The following is a 12,436-nucleotide window of genomic DNA, read 5'->3' as shown; positions in this document are numbered from 1 at the left end:
TTAAAACCTTGAATTACTCTACTGATTTCAGGGCTTCAAGCATATCCACCTTTCTCAAGTGGTGATTGACAAAGAGACCTAGTAAAGTCAAAATCACCGTCACTGCGACGATTGGAAGCGCATAGACTTCCCAGCTGACCTGAGGATAAAAGAGTATGGTGGCAGGTGAAATCATTTGTATCAAAAATTGATGTAAATAGTAGCCTGCTACCAAACCGAGAACAATCCCCACAAGGGATAGCACTATGGTCTCGCGGTAGATATAGAGGGTCACTTCTTTATTGTGGAAACCGAGAACCTTGATAGTGGAAAGTTCGCGGATACGTTCTTCCACATTGATATTGGTGAGATTGTAAAGAATGACAATGGCTAGTAAGACGGAAACAAGGACAAGGATTGCCATGGTTTTATTGAGAGAATTGGCTACAGATTCAAAGAGATGGATAGCCGTTGCATTTTGGACTACCCCAGAAACAGCAGCTTTTCCCATGAAAGTAGCCGCTTCTTTCTCCGTATTGGAAGGTGTTGGGTCTTTTAATTTTACTAGGTAGGTATTGTCTTGCGGACTAGTTCCATAGACTTGTTCGTAAGTCGCTCGTTTGAGATAAACAAAGTGTCCAACATAGTTTTCAGAAATAGCCGCGACCTTGATTTCCTTCCCATCAAGCTCTAGCTCATCTCCAACCGTAACACCTGCTAGTTGGGCTAATTTTTGACTCACGACCGCTCCATCGGTGACCTGCACCTCTCGCCCATTTTCCTCTAATATGATAAAAGGCTTAAAGTCTTCTCCACTAGTAACCATCATAGTGATGGTTTGAAGTCCTGCTTTTCCTTTGAAATCTTTTTCAATGGATTTAGAGTAAATCTTTTGATAAGCATAGATAGATTCAGCCTGCAAGGCGGTTTCTAAATCTGCTTTTTCTTGCTCACTCGCACTGCTCTTTTCCGCTACAATCATCTGGTATTGCTGGATTTGTTCAAATTGGCGCTCGACAACTCCTCCCACAGATGACTGAATGCCAAGACCTGCAAATAGGAGAGCAACTGAACCTGCAACTCCAAAAATGGTCATCAACATCCGTTGCTTATAACGAAAGATATTTCTTGCCGTAACCTTATGAGTAAAACTCAAACGACTCCAAATAAAGCTCAGGCGTTCCAGCAAAATCTTTGATCCCTTAACGGGAGGTTTGGGAAGTAAGAGTTGGGCTGCTTCATCGTGTAATTCCCTCCGCGCTACCAGATAAGCCGGCAAAACGCTGGATACCCAACTTAAAGCTAGGGCAATAAGACTATAAGACCAATAGAAATACTCGTGACTTTTTCCAACAACCATCCCAGCTGTTATAACATCTGAAATCACCCCTGCAAGAAGATAATGTCCAAGAAGTGTTCCTATAAGGGTTCCCACAGTTCCTGCAAGAAAACCATAGAGGACAAACTTGGCAACAATATCTCGGTTGCGGTAACCCAAGGCCTTGAAAATGCCTGCATTGGTGCGTTCTTCATCTACAAAGCGAGTCATCGTTGTAAAGGTCACCATTGCAGCGACCATATATAGCACCACGGGGAAAATATTTCCGATAGAACGAATACTTGTTGATAAATTGCTGTACATGCGGTAGCCTTGACCACCTGGCATGGTTTGGCGATTGTATACGTGGTATTTCGGCTCTGCCAGTTCATCAAGGTCTTTCTGACGCTGTTCAAGCTTCTCTTTTTCCTTGGTTAGATCACTCTCTGTCTGAGCCAGTTTTTCTTTTTTAGTCGCCAGTTCTTCCTTAGCTTTTGTCAGATGTCCCTCGATTTGACTCTTTTGCGGTTCTGGTAAAGCGGTCGCTTGTTCTTCTTGCGTTTTCAAGCGACTTTCAGTCTGCTCTAACTGACTCTTACCATTTTCAAGGTTGCTTTCAGCAGTTTGGAGCTGTTCTTTCCCATCTTTCAGGCTCTTTTGCCCATTTGTTTTAATACTTGCCAATCTTTTTTGACCATTATCAGCAAGTAAGTCTTGCAACTCTTCCTGATGTTGGGCTCGTTTGGTCTTATAGTCTGATGAAAAAGTATCCAGATTTTTTAAATCGTCATAGCGCACACGCGCAATACTATAAACATCTGAGTCAAACTGACTGGGTAAAATTACTCCATAGCCAGTCAGGTTGCCATTTCCACTACTAGCACTTCCTAAATCTTCTTTAGAAAGAATCTCACCCGACTGAACAAATCCAGTAATTGTAAAAGTTTGGGATTTTACGATGGACTTTTCTTCTTTCTTAGTAAAGGTAATGGTCTGCCCAATCTGATAGCGGTCTTTCCAGAAGTCGGCTAGGGCAATTTCCTCACCAGCTTCTGGCAGTCGCCCTTCTGTCACTTGAAAGGTTGAAATGCTCTCTGGTTTGGAATAAAGTCGAACTGCTTCCTCACCATTTTCAACGGTTAGGTCTGCCATATAGCCAAACTCAACACTTGCTCCTTGAAGGGTCTTTAGTTCGTCCTGATCTTCTTTGTCCAAGCCATAATCAGCTATCACTGCCAGATCCAAAGCATTGGCTTTACGGAGATAATCCCCTGCCGTGCGTTCCAAGTTTGGGCTAGTCACTTTGAGTCCTACTAGGGCTAAAGAACCCAGCATCATCAAGGTCAAGATAGAAACAAAGCGTCCCTTTGAAGTCGTCACTGACTGAAATAGGTCTTTCCGATATGTTTTTTTCATGCTAATACTCCAATATATCGATATCCTGTGGATTCTCATTAATCGTCACACTCTTAACCGTGGCATCACGCATATGAATCACGCGATCTGCAATAGGGGCTAGCGCGCCATTGTGGGTCACGATAATCACCGTCGTTCCTTTTTGACGAGACATGTCTTGGAGAATTTTCAAGACTTGTTTCCCTGTCTGGTAATCCAAGGCACCTGTCGGTTCATCACAAAGGAGAATTTTAGGATTCTTAGCTACAGCGCGTGCAATGGAGACTCGCTGTTGCTCCCCTCCAGAAAGCTGGGCTGGAAAGTTATTGAGGCGATGACCTAGCCCTACATCTGTCAAAACCTGCTCTGGATCCAAGGCATCTGTCACGATTTCTGAGGCCAATTCCACATTTTCCTTGGCTGTCAGATTGGAGACCAGATTGTAAAATTGAAAAACAAAGCCTACATCTTCACGACGATAGTTTGTTCGTTGGTGCGAACTATAGTTGGCAATATTGGCACCATCAATCCAAATCTCTCCCTCATCATTGGTATCCATACCTCCTAGGAGATTGAGAACCGTTGATTTTCCAGCACCAGAAGCACCAAGGATAATGACCAGCTCCCCCTTTTCAATTTCAAAATTCACATCACGATTAGCCACAATCTCCGTATCCCCAACCTGATAACGCTTGTAGCTGTGTTTCATTTCAATATAAGCCATATCGTTTATCTCCTTTTCAAAGCTCGTTTTCTTAAATCAACAAGATGTTGATTCTAAATCACAAATATTATATAATGGGCTAAGTCAAAAAGCAATAATCAAAAATCAACAAAGTGTTGATTTAAGAAGAAGGAAGATAAAATGGTTCAGAAACGAAAAACTACTACTAAGGAAGATATCAAAGAAGCTTTGATTCAGCTGCTATCAGAGGATAAATTTGAAAATATATCAATTAGTAAGCTCTGTAAACGGGCAGGAATTAATAGGGGAACTTTCTATCTACACTATGAAGACAAATATCAAATGATTGACAGTTTTAAAAGTGAAATTATTTCCCAGCTCTACATTTTTTTAGAAAAAGAAAGAGAATCGCCTAGAAAGTTTATGTTAGCCAACTTCTATATATTACGTTCGAACGAACGCCTTATTAACGCCTTGTCCCAAAGTCATTACATAGACTTTCGTGGTGCAATTCGTGAATTTCTAAGTAGCATTATTCTAACTGAAAATCAAAAAGAAAAGACTCGTCATTTCTTATCTGAAAACTTCCAAATTCCTCACAAATACGCTTTGGAAATCTTCTTATCAAGTATTGAAGGAATTATTTCTCTTTGGATTGCTGGGGGAGCTCAAGAAGAACCGGAAGAAATCACGGATATAATCTTATCAACCTATAACTACGAACACTGGAGCTACGAATCAAAAGAAGATTAATTCATACAACTTACTATTTCATAAGCTATATCCTCTCATTTTATACTTTTTCAATTAGCTAAATTGCCTTTTTTTAAACTTAGATACAAAAAAACCTAGGAATTCCTAGGCTTTCTGTTTATAGATTATTTTCCAAGGTAGTATTCAGAAACTACATTCAATTTTTCGTCGAATTCGAATACCAATGGTGGGAAGTTAGGGATTTCCACGTCCATGATTTCGTCGTCTGACAAGCGTTTGATGTGTTTTACAAGGGCACGGATTGAGTTACCGTGAGCTCCTACGAATACGTTTTTACCATCTTTAAGTGCTGGAGCGATTTTGTCTTCCCAGAATGGAAGGGCACGTTCCAAAGTCACTTTCAAGTTTTCAGCATCTGGGATAACTGAGTCGTCAAGTGAAGCGTAACGACGGTCAGTGTGTGCTGAATGCTCATCATCACGATCCATGTTTGGAGGCAATACATCGTATGAACGACGCCAGATGTGAACTTGCTCATCACCAAATTGTTCCGCAGCTTCAGCTTTGTTTTTACCAGTCAAACCACCGTAGTGACGTTCGTTCAAACGCCATGATTTTTCAACTGGAACCCACAATTGGTCAGAAGCTTCAAGAGCCAAGTTTGTTGTTTTGATTGCACGTTTCAATACTGAAGTGTAAGCTTGGTCAAATTCGATACCAGCTTCTTTGATCAATTTACCAGCGTCAATCGCTTGTTGTGTACCTTTTTCAGACAAATCAACATCAGCCCAACCAGTGAAAAGGTTAGCTTTGTTCCATTCAGACTCACCGTGGCGAGCAAAAACCAATTTTACCATTAGATGGATTCTCCTTTTATTTTTCGAGGTTTCCCTCGTTTATCTATTCTATTTTACACAATTTTTCACAAAAAAGCTAGTTAAAATCAACTAAAAAGAGAGAACGGTGTCCTCTCATCTAGATATTATTAATTCGCGATATTCAATCAAGAAACGATTGCAATTATTTGTTATTTAAAGCATCAATTAAACGATCAGTATTCTTAGTTACATTAGTATCATTGTAACGATTATGAATTAGACCTTCAATTGTTTCTTTGCAATTTTCAAGATTAGCTTTTTCAAATACTACCACACTGACAACATGTGTTCCACCAGAAGTAAGATGCAAAACTAGTAGAGTTTGAAAAGCACTTAGCACTGTTAATACACCATAAACCGCTAATATCAATCCTCCGATAAATGAATTTTGCATCATTGAAAGGCCAATAAGAGCGAAAATGATACCCCAAGCAAATGATTTGAAATCAAGATGAAATGAACTATCTACACTTGCAACATGATCAACAGGAATTGTTTTATTTTGAGAACCCAGTGGAATAACTTTTAAAATAGTATTAGGGTTAGAAGTTTTTATAAAGACTCCCTCTAAAGCAATGGAAGCTTTTAAATAGAATGTTAAATACGATGTAATGAAAGATTGTTTCATAATATTCTCTTTTTATTTTTTCAAGTTGTATGACATCATGTTTTCTTATAAAAAAGCATTTTGCTAACATATTCTTTTGCCAGATAATTCTTTAAATAAAAAAACAACCCTCAAACGGATTGTTTCACTAGACTATCAGACAAGGCCACGGACTTCTTTCAAAAATTTAGAAAAAGAAACAGCGCCTTTAATGATTAGAAATCCTCCTATCCACTCGGTCGCTGAAAGAAAGCCCAGCACGCCACCAATGATAAATAAAATAGAAGGTAGCTTTCGAAGTTGTTGATCTTCTTCGAAATAGATTAACATAAAGGTCCCTAATGCAATCATCAAAATCTTAAAAAATGTCAGGAGCAAGGAAAAGGTTACCGTGACGACCAGCACCTTTGAAGGATCTTTATAGATGATGGCACCAGTATAGGATAGCAAAAATCGTAGGACAGGTCCCAAAAGCAAGGTTATGCCTGCCACCATGCCCAGTCTCCAATTGAGTCGAACCAATCTATCTCTCTCCATAAAAACCTCCTTCTCTCGTAGCTATCATTCTACCATATTTGCTCCAGAAACAAAAGACCTTCTCCGTCACAAACAAATCGCCTACCTGCTTTCAGACATCCGAACATAAAAAGAGAAGATCTGTCGATCCTCCCTTTTCATTTTCCAACCCTTATTTCTTAAAAATAGAGGTTCTGAAGTCGTTTGTTTGGTCAAGATAAGCTTTAAAGATTGCTCTCTTCAACTTATGAACGGCACTATCATACTCTGGATTATAGTTGCTCCAACGAGGACTTACAGCATCCTTGAGAACAGCTTGATCCATGAGGGCTTGCAATTCACTCACTTGATTGATGGTCTTGGTCCCATAGCTTGGCCATGGTTTTGTCGGATCTTTAAAGGTCACTTGTTTCAAGTTTTCAAACTGATCCACACGTTCTTTATACATGGCTTTCTTAAAGGCAGCCCAAGATGCATACTTGCCTTCAAATACCTTGTCCAATACAAGTTTATCGGTCACCAATCCTCGTTCTTTCCCATAGAGATTGATAGTTTGACCTTTTTGTTTGGCAGCTTCTTCGTATTGATTTGAGATATAAGGTACCATACCATCCTTAAAACCTTTGGCAGCCAAAAGTTCGTAAGCGATCCGACGTCCCATAAGGTCCCCTGGCGTGCCTTTCTCACTGCTGAGAGCTGAATAGATTGGGGCAAAGAGTTTAATGGTATAGTAGCCATTTCGCTCGTAGTCTCCAGATTGGTACTCACGAGCTGATAAGATGTTATGGTCAATCAAACTATCAAAGTTAGTTAGTTTTTGAGCCTCTGCTTCTGTCAATTCTTTGACTACGTTAGTGGCGTAAACCTCATTTCCATCTGCTGGATCTTTTACATACTTGTTCTCAATTTTTCTGAGAGCCGCCATTTTCTGGTAAACATTCAGTTTCTTAACGATTGATTGCCCTTCGAGGTATTCCAGCATGTAGATAAGATCAAACATGTTGTGGACATAGTTCTGAAGATCTGTTGCGTTTTGGAATCTCTCTGTCGGATCCAAGACTTGCAGACGGGATCCCTCTGTACTATCTGATTTTGAGTGTCTCAAGATAGAATTGATGGTAATGGTTGCGTCACTTGGTTGGTCAGGGGCTTGCAATAAACCTTTTGCAAAGAACTCTGGTCCCAAGCCACTTCTTCGACCATAGCCGCCAAGGTAGATATCCTGATCGGAATCATGGGTCATTTCATGGGTATAAGTAATGGCTCCATCCTTGTCCAGCATACGGTAAGACATATAATAGACTCCATCACCTGTTGCGTAGGCTCCATGCTGATTGTGTACTACCTTATTGCCAACTGGGCCAAAGAAGTTTTTCATGGCTGGATTGGAGCTATCAAACTTAGCCTCCACTGTAGCTTTTCCAGATGTTGTGTCATCCCCAAACTTATAGGCATCATAAAGGAGAATCGTACGATAGAGTTTTTCACGTCCCTCATTATCTAAAATACGATACCAATAATCGTAGTGATCTCGCTGGCGTTTGGCTGTTTCACGCGCATTTTCTTCAACAAAGTCATTGAGAGCCTTGCCCGCTTGATGCTCACTATTGCGGTAGCGATCATAGGCTCCAAATCCTAGGCTGGACATGGTCGAGATGACAAATACTGATTTCTCTGGCAAGGTAAGGAGAGGCAAGACCATATTGCGGTATTTCCATGTGGCACTCGTGATGCGATCATAAACACCGATAGAATACTTGGTGCCAGCTAGTCCTTGCTTCTTTTTCACCTCTTCGATAGTGGATTTTTCTTCGACGATGTAAGCCTTAGTCTCTGATTTAAACCAGTCATTGTTACTTGTATTTGGTAAAAAGACTTTTCGGTAATGTTCTAGAGTGCTAAATAAATCTGTCGTTCCATGATGGCTAGCTAGACTAATAGAATAAGTATCAACGTTGTTCTTAGCTAGAAGGTTGTTAAAGCCAGATTTACCCAACTCGATCAGAGTATCTAATGGTGAAGCATTTCCCTTACCAAAGAAGTCCAGATGGTACAGAACAAGGTCTTTGACGTTTACCTGACCATAGCTGAAGTTATACCACCGTTCCAGATACGTCAAACCAAGTAGCAAGGCTTCCTTGTTGCGTTTGATTTTATCTACAAGATAGCCCTTGGTAACTGGGTTGTCACCAGCAAGTCCAGCATCTGCTGACAAGAGTTTCTTCAAACTGTCTTCCAGATGTTCCTTGGTTTTGGCGAACTGGTCCTCTAGATAGAGCTCAGTCTGCTTAACGTTTGGAGAAATACCGAGCGTCTTTCTGATGGCTTCTGAATGATAGTCAACCTTTTGTAAGTCTGGTAAGACTTGCTTGATGATAGAGCTTTGGTCATACAAGAATTGGTTTGGCGTATAGAGAAGGCCAGTATCTCCTAGACTATATTCTGCTAATTTGGCAAAATCAGCCTGGTACTTGAGATCGAGCTTCTCAGATGAATGACCCTTGTAGTGAAGCAAGAGTTTGTTTGCAGTCTGTTTGTTAGAAATAATGTCTGTGATGACTTGGTCATCCTTCATCATGACTGCTGACAAGAGTTCTTTTTGATATAAAAGGCTGTTCTCATTGACCAGATTTCCGTATTTGACGATGGTTGCCTTGTTGTAGAAAGATAACAATTTTTCAATGTTCTTATAAGCCAAGGCGCGCTTAGCTTGATAATGAGCCACCTTAGAAAAATCACTGTCTTTCTTGCCACTTGTTGAGAGGGGCTCCACTGTTGGTAGAGTGAGAGGATTGATGGCTGTTTTTTTGCTTTCGATTTGGGAAGCATCTAGCATCGTTCCTCTTTCTTCAAAGGATTCCTTGCTGACGACCTCATCCTTGACTAAGGTGACATTGTAGACTCTGTTGGCCTTGCTGCTGAATGTGTCCTTCACCTTCATTCCATTATAGTGGTAACCGGTAATGGCATTTCCGTTGGTTACATTGACATCACTAAGAACATTGGTCAATCTTCCAGCATGCTTTTCTAGATTAGAAGTTCGATCCCACAAATAGCCTGCTACTCCCGCGACTCTACCAAAGTGCTTGGCATTGTTAATATCGCCTTCAGCATAGCTATCTTGGATTTGTGCATCCTGATCTACTAGACCTGCAAGACCACCCACTGTCTGATCTGAACTATTTGTGTTGGACGAAATGGCTACTGTCGCTTTTGACTTAGTAAGTAAAGCCTTGTCACCTGTCAAATGACCGACCAGACCACCGATATTATAGGCAGCAGTCGTCTCATACGTGTTGATAATTCTTCCCTTGAAACTGCTCTCTGTGATACTTGATTGCTCAGCCTTAGCCAGCAAACCACCGATACCACGTTCACCGGCGAGAACACCATCAACGTGAACTTGCTTAATCTTTGTGCCATTCCGGGCTTCATAGGCCAGTGAACCGATATCATCTTTACCTGAAATAGAGACATTTTTCAGACTCAATTTTTCTACTGTGGCACTACTCAAAATTTCAAACAGTGGTTTTTTCAAGTTGTCAATAGCATACTGCTTGCCATCTTTTTCACCGATCAACTGACCAGTAAAGATGCCCTTGATGTAGGATTTAGCTTCAGGCTCCAACTCCACTTCATTGGCATTCAAACTAGATGCTAAATGATAGGTTCCAGAGAGATTCTGGTTGATAGCTTTGACTAGGTTGCTAAAGGAAGTAAAGGTTGTCGTTTCCTCTCTAGCCTTCTTAGCTAGGTAGAAGGTGAAATTATCGACATATTTATTTTCTAGCTCTTGCTGGAGTTTCTCAGCCTTGGCTGTGATTTTATAAACTGGCTGACCATCTTTTATTTCTGCCGTTATTGAAGCGACTGGTAGATAGATATCTTTAAACGTCGAAGATTTAACCTTGACAAAGTAAGTGTCTGGATTACTTGGGACACCGTCTAAAGAAACGTGTTGTTTATAAGTACCATTGGTCTGACTATACAACTCCAGATCCGAAACATTTCTTAATTCAAGTGTTTTTTCTGGATCTTTTTCTTTTGGTTTTTCTGTCGGAGCTTCCGGTTTTACTTGCTCAGTATTACCAGTATATTCTGGAAGAGGAGCGACTTGTTCCGGTTCAACGATGGCTCCTGCTTGAGTGCCTGTATATTCTGGTAGGGAAGACTGGGTCTCTGGTTCCACAATGACTCCTGCTTGGGTGCCTGTATATTCTGATGTTTCAGTTGTCTCTGGGGCTACAACCGCCCCCGCTTGAGTTCCTGTATATTCTGGTGTTGGTGGCACCTGTTCCGGTTCTACGATTGCTCCAGACTGCTCGCCTGTATAGTCTGGTTTGTTAGTCGTTTCTGGTTCCACCAAAGCCCCTGACTGGACGCCCCCAACCTCTGGCACAACTTTTTCCGGTTCAACAATGGCACCAGCTTGAGTTCCCTGATACTCAGGCAATGGAGCAACTTGCTCGGGTTCAACGACTGCTCCTGCTTGGGTGCCTGTATATTCTGTTTTTTCAGCTGTCTCTGGGGCTACAACCGCTCCCGCTTGCTCGCCTGTATATTCTGGTAATGGAGCCTGCGTCTCAGGCTCTCCTTTTCTTGCAGACTGAGGTGCTTCACTCGCAGCTACTGCCTTCTTAGTCCCTTTCTCAACTATACGTGGCAAGGCTTCTTCTACTTTAGTTGAGAGAACTTCCCGAGAAATTTCTTGGTTTTCAACTGTGAAAATGCGAACAAGTTCAATCTTCTTTCCAGCACGACCTTCTTGTTTGACATGGATGGTTCCTTCTGTTAGTTCTGGATTTTCCTGCACCACTTCTGAAAAGTCTAGTTTGGTTACAATCGCTTGGTCTTTGTATAGGAGTTCTGGTTTGTTCACGCGACCAGCCAAGACTTCATCCTGAGGATCCACACTCGCAAGACCAGACGGATTTTGATTGGATGAATCTTGAGAAGGGATTGTAGGAGACGGAGCTTTCTGCTCATCTCCTGCCCTTTGTCCACCTTCGTTGGTTTGGAAATGAGGTTGAACCGTGTAGTCTAGTTTCTGATCCCTAGCAGCAGTTTCTTGCTGACTAGAGTCCTTGTCTTTCTTAATATAGCCTAGATAGGTATAACCCGATAAGGCGCGTGGCAATGGCAGACTATCTCCTTGAGATAATTGGTATTCTTGATTGTACTGGAGCAAAAGTTGATTTTCAATAGCCTGAACTGAAGAAGCTAAACCGCTGCCCATCCCTGTTACCAAAATCACATTCAAGAGAGCTTTCTTTTTGCCTTTCTTTTTCGATACGACAAAAATGAGGAGGCCAATCGAAGCCAAGGCTCCACCAGTTAAAACACTAGTAAAGCTATTCTGCCCACCTGTATTGGGCAACTGACCTAGCTGGGCTTTCTCATCCATACGGTAGACTAGATAATAGGTGCTCTCACTATCTTCCGCAATTTTAGGAATGTCCTTTACAATCAAGTCCTTCTCTTGACTACTTAGCTCTGTATCCGTCACATATTTGTAGTGAACAGCTGCATTTTCTTGAGCAAATACGGTTCCACTACTAGCAATGGACACAAAAAATAGGCTTGAAATCGAAGCTGACACAAGTCCAATTGCTAATTTTCGTAAGGAGAAACGATGCTGCTTCTCTCCAAAAAACTTTTTCATTCTAAATCCTCTCAACTATTCAACCTCTATCAAGAAAATAACTAGCATTATATTTTGATATAGGTATTTCACATCCACCATTATACTATAAAAATACTTCCTTGTCTCAAATAAATACTTTGAATTTTATGAATGTAAAAGCTTATTTATCCTGTCAAATTTACCCCTGGTTGATGACACAAAAAGAAGGCTAAGCGCCTTCTCTTATTTGAAAATATTTCTAACAAAAAGTCATTATTCTTGAATCTCGAATTTTTTCAAAAGTCCAAAATAGAGGGAACCACCAATGATTGTCAGAATTCCTCCTACCCATCCCAAGAATGGGATCAATCCAACAGAACCACCTACGATAAACAAAACAGACGGTGCAGGGGTCACACGTTCATCGTCCTTGTAATAGACAATAGACACAATTCCTAAAACCAAGACAGCAATTTTTACCAATGCCAAAATGATTGAAAAAATCGTCAATATACCAACTGTTGCATCCGAGTCCTCCGTCGCCGCAGCAGCCCCGACAGCTATCATAAACATAACAAGAGGTGCCAACAGCAAGACGATACCTGAAATAAGACCAAAAATCGCATTTACGCGAGCAAGTGCTTTTGTTTTCATCCGAATCTCCTTAAAAAAATTTTACAACTATCATTTTATCATATTTTCATGAAAAACAAAAGAAATT

8 protein-coding genes are annotated in these 12,436 nt (G+C 41.0%); 1 reads left to right on the top strand and 7 read right to left on the bottom strand.

Annotated features, from left to right (window positions below):
• Positions 1-13: 13 nt before the first annotated feature.
• Positions 14-2,719, bottom strand: coding sequence for an FtsX-like permease family protein (locus DG474_RS03055; protein WP_255778956.1), 2,706 nt, complete (start codon positions 2,717-2,719; stop codon positions 14-16).
• The gene (locus DG474_RS03050) at positions 2,715-3,416 is read right to left on the bottom strand and encodes an ABC transporter ATP-binding protein (RefSeq protein ID WP_049550459.1); all 702 of its coding nucleotides are present in this window, start codon (positions 3,414-3,416) and stop codon (positions 2,715-2,717) included. The genes DG474_RS03055 and DG474_RS03050 overlap by 5 nt, the downstream gene beginning before the upstream one ends.
• A gap of 141 nt (positions 3,417-3,557) precedes the next feature.
• Here DG474_RS03050 and DG474_RS03045 point away from each other — a divergent pair, with 141 nt between their 5' ends.
• Positions 3,558-4,130 carry a TetR/AcrR family transcriptional regulator gene (locus DG474_RS03045; protein WP_042902697.1) on the top strand — a complete coding sequence of 191 codons (573 nt, stop codon included), beginning with the start codon at positions 3,558-3,560 and terminating at the stop codon, positions 4,128-4,130.
• A 125-nt stretch (positions 4,131-4,255) separates the two neighbouring features.
• Here DG474_RS03045 and DG474_RS03040 read toward each other — a convergent pair whose 3' ends face one another.
• From DG474_RS03040 to DG474_RS03020, 5 genes are all read right to left on the bottom strand, one after another.
• Positions 4,256-4,948 carry a phosphoglycerate mutase gene (locus tag DG474_RS03040; protein ID WP_000240130.1) on the bottom strand — a complete coding sequence of 231 codons (693 nt, stop codon included), beginning with the start codon at positions 4,946-4,948 and terminating at the stop codon, positions 4,256-4,258.
• A gap of 163 nt (positions 4,949-5,111) precedes the next feature.
• The gene (locus DG474_RS03035) at positions 5,112-5,597 is read right to left on the bottom strand and encodes a hypothetical protein (protein ID WP_255778774.1); all 486 of its coding nucleotides are present in this window, start codon (positions 5,595-5,597) and stop codon (positions 5,112-5,114) included.
• A gap of 135 nt (positions 5,598-5,732) precedes the next feature.
• Positions 5,733-6,113 (bottom strand): hypothetical protein, encoded by a 381-nt coding sequence (locus tag DG474_RS03030; RefSeq protein WP_000439021.1) that lies wholly within the window; start codon positions 6,111-6,113, stop codon positions 5,733-5,735.
• Between the two features lie 151 nt (positions 6,114-6,264).
• Entirely contained in the window at positions 6,265-11,754 is a 5,490-nt protein-coding gene (locus tag DG474_RS03025; protein ID WP_255778773.1) for a ZmpA/ZmpB/ZmpC family metallo-endopeptidase, read from the bottom strand.
• A gap of 234 nt (positions 11,755-11,988) precedes the next feature.
• Positions 11,989-12,369 carry a hypothetical protein gene (locus tag DG474_RS03020; protein WP_000849881.1) on the bottom strand — a complete coding sequence of 127 codons (381 nt, stop codon included), beginning with the start codon at positions 12,367-12,369 and terminating at the stop codon, positions 11,989-11,991.
• Positions 12,370-12,436: the final 67 nt, after the last annotated feature.

The sequence above is a fragment of the Streptococcus oralis genome, assembly GCF_024399415.1.
In the GTDB taxonomy this organism is placed as follows: Bacteria; Bacillota; Bacilli; order Lactobacillales; family Streptococcaceae; genus Streptococcus; species Streptococcus oralis_CS.
This window is presented reverse-complemented; position numbering and strand designations above follow the sequence as displayed.

Bases quoted from the DNA above. Each gene is read 5' to 3' on its own strand.
- DG474_RS03025 (WP_255778773.1), bottom strand. From the start codon at position 11,754: ATGAAAAAGTTTTTTGGAGAGAAGCAGCATCGTTTCTCCTTACGAAAA.
- DG474_RS03040 (WP_000240130.1), bottom strand. From the start codon at position 4,948: ATGGTAAAATTGGTTTTTGCTCGCCACGGTGAGTCTGAATGGAACAAA.
- DG474_RS03035 (WP_255778774.1), bottom strand. From the start codon at position 5,597: ATGAAACAATCTTTCATTACATCGTATTTAACATTCTATTTAAAAGCT.
- DG474_RS03020 (WP_000849881.1), bottom strand. From the start codon at position 12,369: ATGAAAACAAAAGCACTTGCTCGCGTAAATGCGATTTTTGGTCTTATT.
- DG474_RS03030 (WP_000439021.1), bottom strand. From the start codon at position 6,113: ATGGAGAGAGATAGATTGGTTCGACTCAATTGGAGACTGGGCATGGTG.
- DG474_RS03050 (WP_049550459.1), bottom strand. From the start codon at position 3,416: ATGGCTTATATTGAAATGAAACACAGCTACAAGCGTTATCAGGTTGGG.
- DG474_RS03045 (WP_042902697.1), top strand. From the start codon at position 3,558: ATGGTTCAGAAACGAAAAACTACTACTAAGGAAGATATCAAAGAAGCT.